18 protein-coding genes are annotated in these 20098 nt (G+C 39.1%); 4 read left to right on the forward strand and 14 right to left on the reverse strand.

Going from position 1 to position 20098, the window contains the following annotated elements; genetic code table 11:
- Nucleotides 1–148 precede the first annotated feature (148 nt).
- From IGL56_RS11385 to IGL56_RS11395, 3 genes are read right to left on the reverse strand one after another with little or no spacing between them, the layout of a single operon-like run.
- A complete protein-coding gene (locus IGL56_RS11385) occupies nucleotides 149–448 on the reverse strand; it encodes a rhodanese-like domain-containing protein (RefSeq protein WP_002355066.1) in 300 nt (99 codons plus the stop codon).
- Entirely contained in the window at nucleotides 441–2090 is a 1650-nt protein-coding gene (locus IGL56_RS11390) for an FAD-dependent oxidoreductase (RefSeq protein ID WP_002355065.1), read from the reverse strand. Before IGL56_RS11390 ends, IGL56_RS11385 begins: the two co-directional genes overlap by 8 nt.
- Complete coding sequence (locus IGL56_RS11395; protein WP_002365287.1) at nucleotides 2091–2405, reverse strand: rhodanese-like domain-containing protein; 315 nt, start codon at nucleotides 2403–2405, stop codon at nucleotides 2091–2093. It abuts the gene before it with no gap.
- 168 nt (nucleotides 2406–2573) lie between these two features.
- Between IGL56_RS11395 and IGL56_RS11400 the strand changes: the two genes are divergently transcribed.
- The gene (locus IGL56_RS11400) at nucleotides 2574–2834 is read left to right on the forward strand and encodes a metal-sensitive transcriptional regulator (protein ID WP_002355063.1); all 261 of its coding nucleotides are present in this window, start codon (nucleotides 2574–2576) and stop codon (nucleotides 2832–2834) included.
- A gap of 45 nt (nucleotides 2835–2879) precedes the next feature.
- On the opposite strand, the gene IGL56_RS11405 is transcribed toward IGL56_RS11400, so the two are convergent.
- Both IGL56_RS11405 and IGL56_RS11410 read right to left on the reverse strand, forming a co-directional pair.
- A complete protein-coding gene (locus tag IGL56_RS11405) occupies nucleotides 2880–4139 on the reverse strand; it encodes an MFS transporter (protein WP_002368361.1) in 1260 nt (419 codons plus the stop codon).
- A 97-nt stretch (nucleotides 4140–4236) separates the two neighbouring features.
- Complete coding sequence (locus IGL56_RS11410) at nucleotides 4237–5445, reverse strand: pyridoxal-phosphate-dependent aminotransferase family protein (protein WP_002355061.1); 1209 nt, start codon at nucleotides 5443–5445, stop codon at nucleotides 4237–4239.
- A 171-nt stretch (nucleotides 5446–5616) separates the two neighbouring features.
- Here IGL56_RS11410 and IGL56_RS11415 point away from each other — a divergent pair, with 171 nt between their 5' ends.
- Nucleotides 5617–7242 carry a PucR family transcriptional regulator gene (locus tag IGL56_RS11415; RefSeq protein ID WP_002355060.1) on the forward strand — a complete coding sequence of 542 codons (1626 nt, stop codon included), beginning with the start codon at nucleotides 5617–5619 and terminating at the stop codon, nucleotides 7240–7242.
- Nucleotides 7243–7359: 117 nt separating this feature from the next.
- On the opposite strand, the gene allE is transcribed toward IGL56_RS11415, so the two are convergent.
- The 6 genes from allE to sylA form a co-directional block, all read right to left on the reverse strand.
- Nucleotides 7360–8145, reverse strand: a complete 786-nt coding sequence (allE, locus tag IGL56_RS11420) for a (S)-ureidoglycine aminohydrolase (RefSeq protein WP_002384779.1) — start codon at nucleotides 8143–8145, stop codon at nucleotides 7360–7362.
- A 21-nt stretch (nucleotides 8146–8166) separates the two neighbouring features.
- Nucleotides 8167–9390 carry an allantoate deiminase gene (gene allC, locus IGL56_RS11425; RefSeq protein WP_002392439.1) on the reverse strand — a complete coding sequence of 408 codons (1224 nt, stop codon included), beginning with the start codon at nucleotides 9388–9390 and terminating at the stop codon, nucleotides 8167–8169.
- Between the two features lie 181 nt (nucleotides 9391–9571).
- On the reverse strand, nucleotides 9572–10936 hold the full coding sequence (allB, locus tag IGL56_RS11430; protein ID WP_002392438.1) for an allantoinase AllB: 1365 nt from the start codon (nucleotides 10934–10936) through the stop codon (nucleotides 9572–9574).
- Nucleotides 10937–12433 carry an allantoin permease gene (gene allW, locus IGL56_RS11435; RefSeq protein ID WP_002392437.1) on the reverse strand — a complete coding sequence of 499 codons (1497 nt, stop codon included), beginning with the start codon at nucleotides 12431–12433 and terminating at the stop codon, nucleotides 10937–10939.
- Nucleotides 12434–13027: 594 nt separating this feature from the next.
- Nucleotides 13028–13540, reverse strand: coding sequence for a GNAT family N-acetyltransferase (locus IGL56_RS11440; protein WP_002391365.1), 513 nt, complete (start codon nucleotides 13538–13540; stop codon nucleotides 13028–13030).
- Nucleotides 13541–13558: 18 nt separating this feature from the next.
- Entirely contained in the window at nucleotides 13559–14011 is a 453-nt protein-coding gene (gene sylA, locus IGL56_RS11445) for a transcriptional regulator SylA (RefSeq protein ID WP_002371694.1), read from the reverse strand.
- A gap of 192 nt (nucleotides 14012–14203) precedes the next feature.
- On the opposite strand from sylA, the gene IGL56_RS11450 reads away from it, so the two are divergent.
- Entirely contained in the window at nucleotides 14204–14896 is a 693-nt protein-coding gene (locus tag IGL56_RS11450) for a hypothetical protein (protein ID WP_002370054.1), read from the forward strand.
- A 164-nt stretch (nucleotides 14897–15060) separates the two neighbouring features.
- Here the strand turns inward: IGL56_RS11450 and IGL56_RS11455 are convergent, their stop codons facing one another.
- The gene (locus IGL56_RS11455; RefSeq protein ID WP_002397597.1) at nucleotides 15061–16722 is read right to left on the reverse strand and encodes a SulP family inorganic anion transporter; all 1662 of its coding nucleotides are present in this window, start codon (nucleotides 16720–16722) and stop codon (nucleotides 15061–15063) included.
- A 176-nt stretch (nucleotides 16723–16898) separates the two neighbouring features.
- Here IGL56_RS11455 and IGL56_RS11460 point away from each other — a divergent pair, with 176 nt between their 5' ends.
- Nucleotides 16899–17966 carry a choloylglycine hydrolase family protein gene (locus IGL56_RS11460; RefSeq protein ID WP_002367364.1) on the forward strand — a complete coding sequence of 356 codons (1068 nt, stop codon included), beginning with the start codon at nucleotides 16899–16901 and terminating at the stop codon, nucleotides 17964–17966.
- Nucleotides 17967–18017: 51 nt separating this feature from the next.
- On the opposite strand, the gene IGL56_RS11465 is transcribed toward IGL56_RS11460, so the two are convergent.
- Complete coding sequence (locus IGL56_RS11465; RefSeq protein ID WP_002355050.1) at nucleotides 18018–18674, reverse strand: glucose-6-phosphate 1-dehydrogenase family protein; 657 nt, start codon at nucleotides 18672–18674, stop codon at nucleotides 18018–18020.
- A gap of 24 nt (nucleotides 18675–18698) precedes the next feature.
- Nucleotides 18699–19907 carry a hypothetical protein gene (locus tag IGL56_RS11470; RefSeq protein ID WP_002355049.1) on the reverse strand — a complete coding sequence of 403 codons (1209 nt, stop codon included), beginning with the start codon at nucleotides 19905–19907 and terminating at the stop codon, nucleotides 18699–18701.
- Between the last annotated feature and the right edge of the window lie 191 nt (nucleotides 19908–20098).

Consider the following 20098-nt stretch of genomic DNA (forward strand, 5'->3'; position numbering starts at 1 on the left):
GTTGACGAGTTTGTCATTTTATTTAGTATATAATGAATAAAAAAACTGGTCCCTTCATCTTCCTATCATTCCTCTTACAGTTTTGACACATCTTTATTTAACAAAAAAACGTTTATCCTGTGTAAAAGGATAAACGTTTTTTGTTATTTTATTGTTCTAATTGACCCAACCAGCCAGATGTACCGCCTAGAACATTGGTTACTTGATACCCTTGTTGACTGAGAAACGCACACGCTTGTGCGGAGCGCGATCCCATTTGACAAATCAGATAATAGGGCTGGTTTTTATCTAATTGCTGATAATTTTCGGTTAAAGTACTTAAAGGTAAGTTGATGGCCTGAGGGACATGCCCCAGTTGGTATTCCATTTCTTCTCGTACATCAATAATCGGTAATTTTTTTCGTTTTGCTTCCTGATAAAATTCAGGCATGCCAATCGTGTTATACATTTTCTAGTTCCTCCGGTTTTACCATTCGATATAGCGCAAAAGCACCATCTAAATTTTTGGCTGAGATGCCTGCTTGTTTTAGCATCCGTTCTGCAATATAACTACGCAAACCGCTGTGACAACTAACAATGTACTCCGTTGACTTGTCTAATTCCTCCAAACGTTCTCTTAACTCATTTAAAGGAATAGAGACAGCATTTTTAAATTGACCATTGGCTCGTTCGGCGGGATTACGGACGTCTAATAAAACAGCCCCCTTAGCTAATTCGTTGGATAACTCATACCATTGAACGTTTTCACTCAATCCTTCTACAAGGTTCATCGCTGCATAGCCTAACATGTTCACAGGATCTTTCGCTGAACCAAACGGCGGCGCATAGGTAAACTCTAATTCAGGCAAATCAAAAATAGTTAACTGTCCTTTAATAGCGGTCGCAAGAATATCAATCCGCTTATCTACGCCCTTTGCCCCAATTCCTTGTGCGCCATAAATTTCCCCTGTCGTAGGATGGAAAACTAATTTTAACTGAAGATCTGTTGCGCCAGGATAATACCCCGCATGGTCTTTTCCACTGATATGCACAACAGCTGTTGTTAGTCCAGCAGCTTTAGCAGCCCGTTCGCTTAAACCAGTTGAAGCAGCGGTTAAATCAAAGACTCGCACAATGGCGGTCCCAATGCTTCCTTGATTTTTTCTCTCTAACCCAGCAATCACATCCGCTACTTGACGTCCTTGGCGATTGGCAGGAGAAGCTAAAGAAATCAGCGCATCTTCTTGAGTGATTTGTTGTTTCACTACAATAGCATCCCCAACCGCATAAATATCGGGTTGATTCGTTTGATAGCGTTCATCAACAACAATACCGCCACGTAAACCAGTTGCTACACCTGCTTCAACTGCTAAGGTATTTTCTGGTTGGACCCCCACCGACAAAATGGTTAAATCAGAATCTAATGTTTGACCGTCTTCTAAGCGAATCACTTGTCCTTCTTCTTCAAAAGCAACCGCAGATTGTCCCGTAATTACTTGAACATTGTTTTTGCTTAATTCAGCTTTGACAAAAGCGGCCATTTCTTCGTCTAATGGCGGTAAAACATGGGGTGCCTTTTCCACGAGAGTGACTTCTAATCCGCGTTTTTGTAAGTTTTCTGCCATTTCCAAGCCAATGAAGCCTGCGCCAATCACGACGGCTCGTTTTGTTTCTGGTGTCAAGGCTGTCATAATTTGATCTAAATCAGGAACATTTCTTAATGAAAAAACATTTTTGGCTTCTGCCAATCCTGTAATTGGTGGCACAAAAGGTTTCGCCCCTGGTGATAAAATTAATTTGTCATAGTGTTCTGTTAAAATTTCTGTTTCATGTTTCACTGTGATCACTTTTTCTATTGGATCAATCGCCACGACTTCATGGTGAGGACGAACATCTAAATTAAACCGTGCCTTTAACGCTTCGGGTGTTTGAACAAGCAGTTGCTCTCTTTCTGCGATTTCGCCAGAAACGTAGTAAGGCAAACCACAGTTTGCAAATGAAACAAAAGGGCCTTTTTCCATGACAACAATTTCAGCATCTTCCATTAAACGACGTAAGCGTGTCGCTGCTGACATACCACCAGCCACGCCTCCGATAATTACAATTTTCATTTATTTTCCTCCTTTAATTTGACCAGACCATTGGGACATCCCGCCACGAACGTTAATCACGTGATAGTTTTTTCTCGCTAAAATTTTGGCCGCATTTTTGCTGCGCATGCCGGACTGGCAAATCACATAGACTTCGTTAGCGGATTTGTTGTAGGCGGGAATTTTGTTAAGTGGGACATTAATCGCTTGTGGAATATGCCCTGCGCGGTATTCGCTAGGTGTCCGGACATCTAATAACGTTATCTCTTTAGATAAACGTGACTGCAATTCTTTTGTTGAAATACTTGGCGTTTTTTTAAACAATTGAAATAACATCTTTTTCTCCTTCTCTTATATACCTTATGGGGTATATTTAACATGAAAAAGTTAGACTTGTCAACTGAAGAGATTTCTGCTCTTTTTAGATTCAAAGAAAAGATAGTTGACAAAAATACCTCGTATAGGTATATTTTAAACCAATCACTACTCTTAAGGAGGGGCAAAATGACTGAAGAAAAAAAGAAAGTGCTGAATCGTTTACGCCGCACAGAAGGTCAAATTCGCGGGATTCAAAAAATGATTGATGAAGAAAAAGAATGTATCGATGTTATCACTCAGTTGAGTGCGGTCCGTTCTAGTATTGATCGCGTAATGGGAATGATAGTTGCGGAGAATCTAAAGCATTGCTTTGAAAATCCTGAAAAAGATCCTAAAGAACAAGAAGAGCGATTAGCACAAGCGATTAATATGATTGTCAAAAAGTAAAACAACGCAAACTTATTCAGCGAAAGATAAGTTTGCGTTGTTTTTTTATTTATTAGACGAATCTGCCCCGCGTTTTTTTAAATTAACAAGCATAAAAAGAATCGTGCCAATTAGTAAAATCACGACGGCGATATAAAAGCCCATGACTTTCGAACCCGTTGTGTCAGAAATTTTCCCAGTTAAAGCTGGGGCAATCACAGATGACATCATGCCGAAAAAGTTAAACACGCCCAAAGTAGTGCCAATTCCAATTTTTGGTGCATTTTCACCTAGCCAAGAAATAATAATCGGTTCTACAGCTAATTTTCCTAAGAACCCATACATAATTAAAGCAATTAATAACAACGTCGCATTACTTACTTGTACAGTTAACAAGAGCATAGCTGTTGCTAAAAATTCTAAAACAACGATGAATTGAACTTTTTTATGCATGTACTTATCCGCCAACCGACTAAAAAATAACGCTCCTGGAATAGAGGCAAATGCGACCAGCGAAGAGGACAATCCAATTGCCGCTCCTTGGAAACCACGTTCGGTACTTAAAAAATTAGGTAACCAAGTCACAATCATATAATATGCATAACAAGTGCCAAAATATAAAATATACGCAAATAGCATATGTGGCGCAAACAGTTTTTTAAAGGGCACTTTTTCTTTTACCGCTCCGTTATCTTTTTCATCAACAACGGTTGGCTGAATCAAGGCCATGTCTTCTTTATGATTGCGAATAATCACTTGAAAAGCCACTAACATACAAATAATCATAAAGGCGGAAATGTACATCATCACTTGCCAAGGCAATCCTTTTTGGGCAACTAAATAACTAGATAAAATCATTCCTAAACCTGAACCAACGGCTGAACCACTGTTGACAATAGCTGTTGCAAAACTTTTTTTGGCTTGAGGAATGTTTTGCGACGTCAACGAGTAAGCCGAGCCATAGAAAGAACCACATCCTAAGCCTGCCAATAAGCTACCTAAGTAAATTGTTCCAATCGTTTGGGCTTGGGCAATCAGTAATGCTGCCAGCGCAAACAAGATAAAGCCTGGAATTAATACACGTTTTTTCCCAATCTTGTCTACCAAGAAGCCTGCAGGAATCTGCATGACTACGTAACCGAGAAAATAAAAGCTAGAAATGGACCCTAGGGCCGTATCGGAAGCGTTACCATTTAGAGACGCGCGAATTTGTGGATAAACAGGAGAAAGCGCGGAACGATAAATCCAGATTGTTACCCAGCCCATACATAGTAAAATAACGATTTTTTTCCAATAAGCCAACGAACTTTTTGTCTTGTCTGTCATTTTCTTTTCCTCCACCAATCATTTTTTTGGTTAACGTTTCACAAGGAACAAAAGCACTACGCTTTTTTACGTAGTGACCTTTGTCCTACCTTCTTTTTTAGTTTAAATACTCAGCCAATGCATGAGTACTACCGCTACCGCCTTCAAATTGATAACCTTGGTGTTTCAATACAGTCTCAAAGGCACTTAAGAAATGCAACACATTGTCTTCGCGACTGCTGTAACCCATATTACCGACCCGCCAAATTTTTCCTTTTAAATCACCGAAGGAAGAGGCAATTTCAACTTTAAAATGATCCAGTAATAAGCTCCGCACTTTTTCACCATCAATTCCTTCTGGAATGACCACAGGAATGACTGTTGGTGTTTTTGTGTCTAACTTCCCGAAAATTTCTAAGCCCATTTTTTGCAGACTTTCAACTAAAATACGATCGTTTTTCCGATGGCGTGCGTAGACATTTTCCATGCCTTCTTGAAGTAACAAGCGCAGCCCTTCATGTAGCCCATAAATCATTGTAGTCGCTTCTGTATGGTGATTTAAGCGCTCTGGTCCCCAATATTTTTCTAATTGCGATAAATCCAAGTAGTTACTTTGAATGAACCGTTCATTCCGCGCATCCGCGCCAAGCCCTAACTCTTTTTGGTAACGGCCCGCCAGATAATCGGCTACACGTTGGTTGTAGGTAATCAAAGAAAGGCCTGAAGGTACGCTGACACATTTTTGAGTGCCTGCTACCGCAATATCAATCTTCCAATCATCGACCTTTGTTTCGACACCGCCGTAAGTCGCCACCATATCTACTACGAAGAAAATTTCATTTTCCCGACAAAAGGCGCCAATTTGATCCAGCGGTTGCATTTGTGCATTCGCCGTTTCGCCGTGGACCATCGCAACAATTTTTGGTTGATGTTCTTTAATCGCTTCAATCACCGTTGTTTGTTCAAACGGTGCGAGCCAGTCCTTTTCTAAATAAATGACTTCGGCCCGGGCGCGTTCGCAAATTTCACCTAATAAATAAGCAAACCGGCCATACGCAGGCACAAGCACTTTGTCGCCTGGCTCAATCAATGCAAATAACCCCGCTTCTAAGCCTGAACGTGACGTGCCATCAATGGCAAAGGCTTGTTGATTCTTTGTGGCAAAAGGTACTTTAATCATTTCCCGAACTTCGTCCATGATCTGTAGAAATTCTGGATCAAATTGCCCTAAAATTGGTTGACCCATTTGACGAAGTACCGATGGATGGGCTTCGACTGGTCCCGGCGTCATGATTGTTCGCCGTACAAAATTTGGTTGTTGATACATAGTAATCCCTCACTTCATTTTTAATTCTTCTCTTTTATTATCTTTGGAAAAACTCAGAAATTCATTGTTCAATTTGCACTATTTTGACTTTGTTTTTTAGACATATTCAATAACTATCTTTTGTACTCCTTTTTATTCTTCGCTATACTATAAAAAAAGGAGGTTGTTGTGATGAAAATATTAGCTGAGGTCTTGGCTTTACCAAGATTTTCTGACTTACAATTATTATCGTCTCACTCAAACTTAACACAGCCCTTGGAAAGTGTAGAAATCACGGAAACACCTGATGTGGCTGATTTTATCCCTAAAAATGTCATGATTTTAACAACGGCAATGATTTATAAAGATGATCAAGAAAAATTGAAACCTTTTATTGACTCGCTAAAACAAGCAGAGTGTACGGCTTTAGGAATCAAAGTTGGGCGGTTCCTTGACGAAATTTCACCAGAAATTGTTGCCTATGCCAGTGCCGTTGATTTGCCCCTGATTAAAATTCCTAGCACACAGCCACTAGGCGGGTTGTTGCATGAAATTGTAGGCTATCTTCGTGATAGCAAAACCGAACAGATGTCTGTAGCATTTGACATACAAAAGCGTTTTTCAACATTATTAATGCAAGATGTTGATGCTACGCGCTTCATCGCTGAATTTGCGAAAATTTTAAATGCGCCAATTATTTTATTAAGTCCTTGGCAACAGGTGATTGCCCACTCGAATTATTTTTATGGCAATCAAAAATCGGCGGAGTTTTTCATCGAACAATTATCAAAAGACCACTTTCAACAATTGGCACAAGAAAAGAAAATCTTTCGTTTACAGGATGAGCGACAAGAAAACATTCAAGTAGCTGGCTTTCCAATTCGTGTGAACGATTATTTTCCCTATTATTTATTGGTCTTATCTCCTGAACAGATTCCTTATCCTATTTCTGAATTTGCCATTGATCAGGCCATTTTAGTTTTGACTTTTATGTTATTTAAAAACCAGAAAATTGCTGAATCTTTTGAACATCTCAAAACAGACTTTTTGGACCGCTTGCTTGATACACATCAAGAAACGCTGAGTAAACATCAAAATTGGTTGGAACTTTGGAAAAATTATCGTTTAATCAACAGTGATTATTATCAATTAGCGATTGTCTACGGCGTGACTAAACCAGAAAATGAAACCCATATTCGTTATCAGCAAGCGGAAGGGCAACTAATTTTCCAATGGCTCAAAGAACAATTGCCGGAAATCCTGCCAGATGTCGCCTTGTTTAAATTAAAAAATCAAAATAAAAGTATCTTGATTTTTCAATCTAAGAAAAATGACCATTTGATGATTTTGCAAAACCTCGCTGAACGTTTGCAACAGGCTTTGCCTATTACCATTCGCTTTGCTTTCGGCAATGCTTATGAAAACCTAGAAGATTTGCCTAACTCTTATATTGAAGCTTCCTCGACATTAGAGGCTTCTTTACACGCTCAAAAACCAGCGACTGTGCAATTGTTCCATCCCAAAGGCCTAGCTGGACTTTTTGAAAAGATTGGCACTGAAGATGTTGAATACTTTTGCCAGCAACAATTGAAAGAGTTGGCCTATCCGACGGAACCGACGTTACAAGAATTACGAAAAACCTTGAAAGTTTTTTTAGATTTCAATTGCGAAATTACTAAAACGGCCAACGCTCTTTACCTTCACAGAAACACCATTAAATATCGCATGAATCAATGTGAAAAATTATTAGATACCTCTATTCAAGAGCCTGAGACGAGTTTACTCTTACGGGTAGCGTTGGAACTTTCAGAAAAATAATTAACAGGAAAATAGCCGAATAAAAGTAACGTCTACCAAGAAGAAGGACTCTACCGTTCACCACTGCGTGTTCAAATCCTATTGTTCCGAGGTCATTACTTTACATTCGGCTTTTCTTTATAATTCTGGTTCACGATTGGCATCTTTGGAATAAACGTACATTAGCGGTTCTTCACGACCAACCGCATAGGCTGCTTGTGGCACATAGGCACTCATGAAAATATAGTCCCCTTTTTCCACTGGATACCATTCATTGTCCAAATTGTACATCCCTTGGCCACTAATTAAATACGCACCATGCTCTTGGACATGCGTTTCAATATAGGCATGACTAGCGCCTGGTTCAAAAGATAAGATATGCATATTCATATCAAAGTCAAACTCTTTCGGCAATAAACTCCAAAGTAAAACGTCTGTCATTCCTTCATATTCTTCGGGTTGTTGGTCATGAATTGACCCAACCACTTTATAAGGTTGATGGCCCGCCAACGGCTGATAGCGTTTTTTATATAAGAAAACTTCTGTATCCGCTTCCTGTGCATTCGCTAAATACATTTTCATTTCAGGCGTAAAGTAGGCGTAGCCCCCTGCTTCAAGTTCATGAGTTTCTTGACCATCTGAAACGCGCAAACGACCGTCAATGACATAAACCAACGTTTGAATCCCGTCGCCACCAAAACCAGTTGTTTGTTGACCATTTTTATGAAACGTAGCAATGTAATCCACAAATGTCGCACCTAATTTAGGTGATCCCAAAATGGAAATATCGACATTTTCAAAACCAGGTACTGCATTTTGCACCAAACCATCATGGGGAATAATGGCGTAATTGTCTTTTTTTATCACAGCTCTTGATGTTAACAATTCTTTTTGGTAACCAACTCGATTATTTTTATAACCCATCACAATTCTTCCTTTTCTATCTTATTTATACGCTAATTCATATAAGGTATCTGCTAAAAGCTTGACGCCTTCAACCAAATCTGGAAATGCCGTTGCTTCTGCAGGATTATGACTAATCCCACCAATACTTGGCACAAATATCATCGCTGTCGGGTAATGAGGCGCAATAATTTGCGAATCATGCCCAGCACCACTATGCATCATACGATACTGATACTTGCCTTCTTTGGCTTTTTGTTCAATAACTTCTACAATTGCTTGATTCATCGGTACAGGGGCTTCATCCATCCAGCGATCAATCGCAATCGTCAAGCCTAATTCTTGAGCAATTGTTTTCATCCGTTCTTCTAATTCACCGGTAAAATGTCGTAAAAAAGCAGCGTCGGTATGACGGCAGTCAATTGTAAATTCCACTTCTCCAGGCACCACGTTGACTGTATTGGGTTTCGGAATAACTTTGCCGAATGTTAAAACTAACGGATCCCCAATTTCGTTCGCACGATCAATGGCTTCTGCACAAATTTTAGCAAAGCCATATACCGCATCATGACGGTAACTCATTGGCGTAGTGCCTGCATGATTGGCTTGCCCTTTTAAGTTAACCGTGTAGCGACGTTGCCCTACAATACTATGAACAACACCGACTTGGAGCTTTTCGTTCTCTAAAATATTGCCTTGTTCAATATGAATTTCGACAAATGCTTCAATGTCCTCACGTCTAGTTTGCTCCTGCCGAAAATCAAAGCCTTGGCGATGCATCTCATCAACAAACTTTTTGCCTTCGTTGTCAGAGATGTCGACTACTTCTTCACATTTGGCTTCACCAACGACATTTTTGCTTCCCCAGAAAACCGTTGGAAAACGACTCCCTTCTTCTTCAGCCATGGAAAGCACTTCTAAAGAACGCCGTGGTTTCCCATATTTATCTAATAAATATTGAACAGCCGTCATGGAAGCAATGACACCATATTGACCATCTAATGTCCCACCATTAACTACTGTGTCGATATGTGACCCAGTTAAAATCGTTTCCTGAGGAAATTCCGTTCCTGCCACTCGACAAAACAGATTCCCGACTTCGTCAAATTGCGTTTCCAGTCCAAACGCCTCAGTTTGGCTTTGCACATACTTTTGTGCTGCTAACCACGAATCTGTATAAAGTAAGCGTGTCATCCCTCCAGCAGGATCACTCCCAATTGCTGACAACTCTTCGATTCTTTGTTTTAAAACTTTTTCCAAGTCCATCACAAAACCTCCTGACTGATTACACTCTGATTGTAAACGTTTCCCTAGTCATCTTCATTGTACTTATCAAACAAAATTAAGCCTTTTTTTGTGCAAAACAACCAATGAACATCCTCTAACTCTTGGACAGAGGCGCTAATTCAATCACGCTTCTGTCCCTTTTCATTTCTAAAATAGGTGTTTAATTTTTGATAAATACGCCGTTAAACGCCTCGGTTACTCCAGTTTCTTGTGCGTAAATTGTTTCGCCTCTTAAAATTGTTTGAATCACTTGGGCCCCAATTTCACGACCAATGTAAGGACTAATTTTATTTCGATATTCTAAATCTTCTGCTTTTAAGATATACGGCGCATTAGGTTTAATTAGTACAAAATCGGCATCCTTACCAATGCTGATGCGGCCCTTTTGTGCTAAGTGATAACGGTCAGCTGGGTTTGCTGCAATCATATCCGCGAATTGTTTCAAGGATAAACCACGTTTTTGGACGGCTTCATCGAATAACACATCGACGTTATTTTGAACACCAGAAATGCCGCCCCAAGCTTCAAAAGCATTGGTTGTATCTTTTAAGTCTGGCGTACAAGGAGAATGGTCAGAGGTTACAAACGCGATTCCGCCTGTTTGCACGTGGTTCCATAAGGCGGCTTGTTGGTCCGCGTCACGAATCGGCGGCGAACATTTGACAACTGGACCAATGGCATCAAGTTCATCCGTGGTAAAATATAAATAATGCGTACATGTTTCACAAGTCACATCTATCCCTTCTGCTTGGGCTTTTAAAACTTCTTCCACACCTTCTTGACAAGCCACATGACAAATATGAATCCGACAACCTGTTTCTTTGGCAAATAAAATAGCTTTTTGAATCGCTTCAACTTCGGTAAACACAGGACGTGTAGCTACATATGCTGCTAAAGTCGTTTCGCCATTTTGATAAGCTACCGCGCCTAATTTATCCGTAATTGGCGCATTTTCTGCATGGATTGCTAGCACTTTGCCAGTTTTGGCGACTTGTTTCATTCCTTCATATAGTGAATAATCGTCGACATTTTGAAAATCTCCTTCAATTGAACGATCGCCGCACGTTCCTAAAAAGCATTTATAGCCGGAAACGCCTCCTTCATCAAGTTCCTGAATCCCGCCAGCCAAGTTGGTCGGGACCACGCCCCCAAATGACCCTACATCTACTTTTAGTTTATTTTCTCCTGCCTTGTATTTGATCTCAAGAGAGGTCTTATCCACAGTTGCTGGAATCTGATTTAAAGGCATTTCCATAAAGGTCGTCACGCCCCCTTTGGCACAAGCGGCCGTTCCTGTGACATACCCTTCCCATTCATCGCGGTAACCACCACCAGGATCGGTAATATGAACATGGGCATCCACCATCCCAGGACTAACGACTAAACCCGTCGCATCAATCACACGTTCTCCTGACAAGTCTTGCCCAATCGCTACGATTTTTCCTCCTTGAACGGCGACATCCGTAATGACTTCTCCAGTTTCTAAAATAACTAACCCGTTTTTAATCACTAACTCTGCTTGCATTTATTTTCCCTCCTGATAAGCTGTTTCTTTCACTTTTTTTGAATCCCAAGTCCATTTTTTTAACACTAAGTACAGCACAAAACCTGTGGCAAAGCCCACAAACCACGAAATATCAGCAATGATTTTAACCTGTGGAATAAATTGACCACTTAAGGAAAGAACCAACGCCAGAATAGTAGCGACATACGCCGGCTTGTTTAATCCGTAAAAAGGATTAGCTTCCTCTTTTTTGTATTTATCTACGTATAAAGCATTTAAATCAATTTGTTGCTTTTGAACAAAATAATAATTCGCAATCATCACACCAGCGACTGGTCCTAAAACAGCCCCAATTGCGTTCAGAAAAATAAAAATACTATCGGCGTTTTCCATCAGTTTCCAAGGCATAATGAGAAAGCTAATAACACTGGCAATCATGACGCCTTTTTTATACGTCATTTTTTTAGGAAACAGCGCCGCCAATTGATAACCTGCCGGAATGATGTTCCCCGTTGCATTCGTTGAAATAGTCGTTAATAAGAAAACCGACATGGCTAAGACCACCACCGCCACATTATCTAAACGATCAATAATGTTTAAAATATTCCATTCCTGAATCCCAAAATACAGCGAACCACCTAACAGAATAACCACACTGGAAAAAGCGAAAATCCCATAACCAACAACTAAACCTGCTGTTTGCCCTACAACCTGAGCACGTGTCGAGCGCGCATTCTTAGTAAAATCCGCCACACTCGCACCAGGCGCTGACCAAACGGCCACAACCGAGTTAAAAATAATCAGATACGCCACCAGTGGATTGACTGAACGAATCGCACCAGAAACTTGATAGGACAAAATTGGTGTTAAACCGCCCCCAGCTCGAATGGCCCAAATCGTTAATCCAATAATAACGACATAAATCAACGGACTTAAAATGGCGGTAAAACGGTTCAAAATTTTGCTACCACCGAAACCTATTGCCACATTTAAGAGCCAGAAAAGAGTAAACGCCATTAATTCAGGTAGCCTGAGACCAAAAAACTGGAATGATCCACCAATTTCTAAAAAGTTCGGCCAAAATTTCCCGAGAATAATTAATAAAGCCAGCGATCCTGTAAATGTTTGCAGACCAAACCAAGCAATCGCGGCCACACAACCTCTTAAGAACCCTGGCAGTTTTGCCCCGAGACTACCGTAAGTAGACTGTAAGTGCATCGCAAAAGGAATGCCATATTTAGAGCCAGCCACGCCATTCAAATTCATGAAAGTTGCTACAATGAATGAGCTTAACACAACTGCCAACATAACTTGCAGCGGCGATAAACCTAAGAAAATAAAGCCGCCCACTGCTGCATAATTCGGGATATTATGAATCGAACCCATCCATAATGTAAAAAAATTGCGCGCGCCCATTGTCCGTTGTTTCGGGCTACTTGGCAACAAATCCTCATTGTAGCCACGTGCTTTCATCGCTGTTTCTTCTTGAGCTGTTACTTGAGACACATTTTTCTCCACGACAAACTCTCCTTTTTATTAAAAATTTTTTTCTATTAAAACACCCTGCCTTCTCTTTTTTGTCACTTTTGCACAAACATGCGTACTACTCTCATCACACAAATTGTAAGCGCTTTTTATAACAACAATCATTAGTTACCCCAACTAAATAACAAACGATTCTTTGTTCACTTTGAACGAAAAAATAGCAACCTTTTTTATATCGTCCTCTCACTCTAGAAAGTAAGAAACAAATCTTTTTATTCACATATTATGTACAACTTCTCTTTTCAAATGCTGAAATACGCTTATTATTAAAAATGACATAAATAAATTATACAGTTAAATGAAATCCAACACAACATTTTTTAATCAAACACACACAAATCAGATAAACTGAAGTGGATTTTCAGGAAGAGACCCATCCTGAAAAAAGACACTGACAAAAGAGTTTTCTCACAAGATCGACAACTTTTCACAGATTCAAAATCTTCTTTTTCAATTTTTACGTTTTAAAAAATAACATTTTGAAAATAAAAAATTGCTTAATTTTAGTCAAAAAAATAAACAAAGATTTCTGATTTTATCAGAAATCTTTGTTTATAAATTTTCTTGCTACAATTCCTTTAACAAAATAAAATCCGTCTGTTCATCGTCTCCCATAAAAAACGAATGTTGACTATAATAACGGTAGCCAATCGTTTTATAAAATGCCCGCGCCGCATCATTGTGTTCCCAGACACCTAGCCACAGTGCGTTTTTACCAAATTCACGAGCTTTTTCTTCCGCCAGTTCTAACAATTGTGTTCCCAGCTTCTTTCCTTTAAACGCAGGCAAAATATACAATCGCTCAACCTCGAGCTTTTCTGGCCCCATCGGTTCCGTTTGTGCCTTCTCACGATTTAATTTCATGTAGCCAGCTAATTGATTATCGACAAAGATAAAATAAAAGTCAGAGTGGGGATTAGCCAATTCCTTTTGTAATTTTTCTAAATTGTAGGCTTCTACTAAATAGGCTTGCATATTTTCTGGGGTATTATATGGTCCGAAAGTATCTGTATAAGTTTCAATGCTGATTTCTTGTAACGCTGGTGCATCTTCTATTGTTAATTTTTTTATTTCTCCCATCAATCAGTCGTCCTTTCCTTAATAATTTCGAGTGTTCCCTTTTTTGACAAATTCCCAATCTTCGCTGACATTTTTACGCATCCGGACTAAGTACTCTGCCAATTGTGAAATTTCCACTTCTGACAAGCCTTGCAAAGCAACTTGATTCGAGTGTTGATTTTCGCGCACAATGATTGGATAAACGTTTTTCCCTTTTTCTGTGGCATAAATCCGCTTAATTTTTTTGTTGCTTGCATCTTCTTGACGATAAATGAAGCCTTGTTCTTCCAAACGCTTAATCGCCCGCGCCGCTGTGGTTCGATCAACTTTAATCAGTTCGGCGATCTTTTCTTGGATAATCCCAGGATTTTCACAGATCCTGACCAAATAAAGATATTGTCCTCGTGTTAAAGATAATTCCTTAAATTCGATATTACTGATTGAATCTAAGGCGCGCGCAATCATGCCAATTTCTCTTAAAATATCTATCACTAGGACACTTCCTTTCGCTAATATTTTATGATTGTCATTACTTTAACTTATTTTTGTTGCAAATGCAACAAAAATAAGTATAAAAACTACAGATTTAAACAATTTGAGCATTCGTGAAAATAAAATAATTATTTCTTTTGTTATATTAACAAGTAAGATAAAATTAGTTATAGCGTCTATAGGAGGAATAGTATGAAAAAATTATTTTGTGTTATTTTAGTTATTTTTTTAACAGGTTGTAGTTCTCAAAAAGCGAATGAACCTAAAAAACAAGAAAATTCTACCAATCATACAACATCAATGAAAAGCAGTGCTAATCATTACAGTTCTAGCACAGAAACAAGCTCTAATAATAAACTAAAAGAAACTTCAGAAAGTGCCAGTACCACTCAAGCTTCGGCAAAGTCTAAAAATGAAGTATCCACAAATGTCGAAGAAGCAAATTCTTTAGAAGCAACACCTTATGCTGTCGATCTTAGTAGTTTAAACAATCCACTCGTATTTAATTTTAAAGGAATGAATGTGCCAACTTCAATTACGTTAGAGAACTTAAATTCAACACCAACTGCTACCTTCCGAACTAAATTGTTTGGGGCTGAAAATGGTCAAGTGAAAGAAGCCATTAATAAATATGAGCTATCTATAAATACAATTCCTACAAAAGAGATTAGAATATTTTCAGCGGCCGATAACAGTATTCGCACCGTTAAAGTAAATACAGAATTAATTTTAGGAACTAATATTTCTTCAAACGATGAACAAAATAGATCGGGCACTTTATACTTATTCAACAATAAAAATGGTTCGATATCTTTAATCACTCCTAACTACGCAGGCAATGTTACGGATGATCAAAAAGACGTTATGCTAGAAGTAATTCAATAAATAACAAAAAAAATAATAAAGAGAAAACTTCATACTTAGAAGTTTTCTCTTTATTATTTTTTTAGGAACTCCTCTAGAAACTCGTTTTAGTCCCCACTTATTTTTCTTATTTCTTCACCCATTAAGCCCGCGATAGAAAATAGAACATTTTATTTGAAAATGAATTATTGTTCTGCAATATGCACCGTTTGTAAAAATTCTGCGACTGAGAAATGGTATTCTTTCTCTTGATTTCCTTGAATGGTTCGAATCATTTTTTCAACTTCTGGTTGCAGAGCGGCAAATTGAACTTGTTGTCCACGACCTTCTGCTGCAAGACAAAATTCTTCTAAAATATCTAACGCCGTACTATCAATGCTAGGAACTCCTCGCATTGAAAATACTACACCACTTTTTGTTTCCAATTGCAGTAACGTTTGTTTCAATCGTTCAGAAGACATGAAAAATAACGGGCCACTCAAATAAACCACCACCCAATTTTCCGTACAATCGGTCGGTACTAGCCCCATTCTTGACCAATCAACTTCCTCGACATTAATCGTAATCACGGCACTTTTCGCAATGAAAAACAGGCAACCCGCTAAGACCCCTAAAACAATCGCTAAACTCAAGTCAAAAATAACGGTCGCTACCATCGTTAAGAAGAATAAACATAAGGCTGTGTGGAAACGTTTCTGGAAGAATTCTTTAATCACCGACCATTCATTCATTCGCCACGCTGTCACCACTAAAACACCAGCTAACGCAGGCATGGGAATTTTAGACATGACTGGCGATAAAAGCAACATCGATAACAATAAAAAGACTGCATGAAAAATACCCGCTAAACGTGTTTGCGCACCAGATTTAATCACTACGCTCGTGCGGGCAATCGCTGCCGTCGCAGGTACGCCACCGAAAAATGGCAAAATTAAGTTGCCAATTCCTTGTGCCACTAGTTCCTGATTACTGTCTAATGGTTTCCCTGTCATGCGACCAGCCGAAGCGCCACAAAGCAAACTTTCAATCATACCTAACATAGCAATGCTAATCGAAGGCACCAAAATATCCTGAAACGCACTTAATTGAAGCGAACCAAGTTCCAAACGTGTATCACTAAAAATACTTGTCGGAATTTTCCCTACAGTGGCCACTGGCAGTTGAAAAACCACTGTTGCTAACGTAGCTAAAATAATCATCACCAATGAAGCTGGTATCATCGCATTCCACTTTTTCGGAAAGAACACTAATCCAAGCACCACTAAAATCGACATAACCGTCGTTGGTATACTTAAATCAAAACCCAATGAACGATAACTGCTGATTTTCTCAATTAAATTGTGGCCTTCTGAACGAACCCCAAAGAAATTATCAAGCTGCCCCAACGCAATAATAATAGCAATTCCTGAAGTAAACCCGGTAATGACCGGTGACGGAATAAAAGAAGTCAAGCTCCCTAAACGCAAAATCCCTGCCAAAAGCAAGAAAATTCCCGCCAAAAAGGTGGCCAACAAAATCCCTTGCATGCCATGCACTGCCGCAATTGACATTAAAATAGCTGCCATCGCACCTGTTGGTCCTGAAATTTGATAAAACCCACCCGAAAGGCTCCCAATCACAATTCCAGCGATAATCGCCGTGATCATGCCAGCTGCTGCAGTCGCGCCGCTAGAGACCCCAAACGCTAACGCTAACGGCAACGCGACGGCTGCGACAGTCAAACCTGCCAAGAAATCTTTTTTCAATTTTTTTTGATCATACCCTTTAAATTCATCCCTTATCATTTGTGTGTACTTTTTAAACATTCGCATCCTCTTTTCATGAAATTTCCATTCTAAAGATATCATATTTTCGGAAAGATAATAAGGTGTTTTGTGAAGGAAATCGCTAAAAAATTTTTTTCACCTCATTTAGACAAAATTGTCTAATATTTTAAGAATTTAGCCACCGCTGTTTCCTAGAGTATGATATGCTTAACTAGTAAACAGGCTTCACAAACTTACATTAATTGGGGGAAACTATTATGTGTACAGGCATCAAGATTATTTCCAAAACAAATGATATTTTTTATGGACGTACGATGGATTTTACGTTTGATTTTTTTGGCAACGAAGATCCAATTGCACCAAAAATCCCTACTCTAATTGCTCAATTTCCAAAAGGTACAGTTCTAAACAGCCAACTAAATCCTTGGACGGCAAAATATGCCTTTATGGGACTAGCAATGTCAGGCACAGATCAACCAGCGAACGATGGTAAAACCGTCAGCCTTGCTATCACAGATGGTATCAACGAAGCCGGCTTATCTGGTGATATTCAATATTTAATGGAATCTTCAACAGCACCTGCTGAAAGTTTAGCAGATCGTGGTTTAACACCTCATATTGCAGAAGAAGTACTTGCTTATATTTTGAGTAATTTTGAAAGCGTTGACGAAGTAAAAGTAGCTTTTGAAAAAATCGGCCTGTTAGATCAAAAATTCCAACTTGATTCATTGGGGGAAGTTCATTTCACCTTACACTGGACCATTAATGATAAAAATAATAATAGTATCGTTTTGCAACCAACAGATAACGGAGCGTTCGTCATTTATGATTCGATTGGCGTAGTCACAAACAGCCCAGAATACAATTATCATTTAACCAATGCACGAAACTATATCGGAATGCGCAACTACGCTATTAAAGAACCTTACACTTTAAAATCAGGCGCAACACTTGACCCAATTGAAGGTGGGACTTCTTACGGACTATTAGGAATCCCAGGAGACTTCACTTCGCCGTCACGCTTCATTCGTGCGTTATACTATTCTGACAATCTCCAAGAATTTGATAGCTCTGAAGGGATTATGCAACTCTATCGCGCCTTCCAAACAGTGATGATTCCTCGGGGGATTGGCCATTTAGGTCAAAGTAATTCTCTGTCTGATTTCACACATTATTGGTCAGGATATGATGTGACTAATCTAACCATGTATGTCCAACCAGAAAGTACTACCTCATTTACAAAATACACTTTGGATCCAGCTTTAACAGAAGTTACTACTTTTGCTGTTTCTAACGAACTACTACTAACAGATTTAAATCAATAAAAACACAAACAACGTCTCTGACTAGGTACTTGGTCAAGGACGTTGTTTCGTTCATTTTTCAGATAATGCGTTATACAACGGCGCTAATTCTTGAAGCGCCTGACAACTTTTTTCTTCAATCGTTTCAAGCTTTTCCGTCGCAAACCACAACTTACCGATCTGAAATGAGCGATTGCCTATCCGCTCTTCTAGAATTTTCCGTTGTTTTTCATCTGCTAAATAATCTTTTAAAGGCAAATGGTCCACTAGTTCATGCTCCTCCTGCGGCCAAATATAATAGCCTTCACAGTCGATGGTTTGGCTCCAAGCTTCTAAACGATTAAGCAATTGATTGTAAGCGACGACTGAGCCTGCCCGCTCCTCACTTTTGTAATGTTGAAACATCAAATACACTTGAAATTGCTTTTTGTTTAATAACAATGCCAGACAAGCATTTTCCGCTTGACGTTGCTCACTGCGATACGCAGCCCAGAAATGACTGCGTAAATTCCAGCCGTTGGTCCAGCTTTCGATTTTCGGCTTAGTGATGCCGAGTTCAGCTGGTAGACCTTGAGCGATTGCGAGGTTTAAGGCTTTCCACTTTTCCCAATGTTGCTTGTAGGTTTGCTTTAAGTCATCGATTTCTGCTGATGTTTGTTGCTCTTTGAGTTGTTTAAATGTGAAGATTTCTCGGTTGAATAGATTGAAGTCTTGATGGGTTAGGTTCATTTTATTCCCTCTTTTTAGTATCTTCTAGTTACTCTTAATAATTTTATTTTTCAATAGCCATTGTAAAAATAACACAAGGACTACAATTGGCCAAAGCGTGATTGGGAAAAAGAGCCCCACAAAAATGCCTGGTACAAGAATCGTCCCTAAAATCTGGGTTGTTAAACTCGTAGCAAAAATTGCGACAACAAAAAGCGAGTCAATTGTTGGGAAAAATTGTGCGACCGCAAACCCGATTAAAATAGCTGAAAAAACGACGGGAAAAATATCGCCACCTATCCAACCTGTCTGTAAACAAACTTGTAAAAATACTAGTTTCATTATCGCAGCGATCACCAAGATATACCAGGCTTGTTGACTACCAAAACTAGGAACTAAATGCATAAAAGATTGTCCTGAAAATAGTAATCTTGGCATTAAAATAACAAAAAGAAAAATACAGGCTGCACCAAAGCTTACCAGTATGCTTTGCTTTTCTTCAAAAGGTTGGCATAGTTTAGCCAGAGCAGCTTTCAACCATTGATAGGCGTTACCAATCACAAAAGCAGTTAATAAAGCGGGTAAAATCAGCCATAACGAAGCCATTTCAATTTTTCCAGTTCCTAACTTCGTAATAAACGATGGGTGTCCCACCAATTTCATTAAAAAGGTAAACACCACCAACCCGTTCACAATAAATAACCCGTTCATCACTTGTTTCAGTTTCTTTTTATCTACAGGAGCGAGCATCGTATCGTAGCGCTGAACAAACTGTTGCGGATGCAGCAAGCGCTGAATTTTTGTCCTAAATGCTTGCTGTTCTTGCTCGTCATAATGAAAATAAAGGTACCGTAACTTATCAGATTGCCAGACTGACAACGAAATAATCGCTCCCAACAATGCGGCTTCAGGACCGACACCAGCCCCGAAAATTAAAATTACCAAGGCGGCCAATAAATTTCTAAACACACCTGAATAATCGACCGATTGTTTCGCCTTCAATTCTGTCAGAGCCTCATGCGCCGTTTGTGGTATTTGCCCGAAGCGTTTCTTCAGATAACTCAATACCAACGCTCCTAGCACACACAAGACAAAATAATAGAGAATTGGCCATTTCATTTGCGCTGGCAACACCTCCCAGAGCAGAGTCGTTAGCTCTCCTTCAATGATTAAAAATGCTCCTGAAATTCCCGCGATGATACTACTTAAAAATAACCCACTGACGATAATTGTCCACATTTTTCTGTTACGCATACTTCCTCCAAATGATAGTTGTTTCTTTTATAGTAGCAGATAGTTAGTGGTTTGTGTTTGAAGATTTTGGGAAGGATTTATTTTTTTGAAAAAATTGAGGTTATGAAAAGATTCCATTTTTTATTGATCAAATTATCCTTCTTGTATAATCGTTTCTTTTAGCTATATATATTCCATTAAATTAAAAACCG

Source organism: Enterococcus sp. DIV1316a, from assembly GCF_050536915.1.
Taxonomy (GTDB): Bacteria; Bacillota; Bacilli; order Lactobacillales; family Enterococcaceae; genus Enterococcus; species Enterococcus faecalis.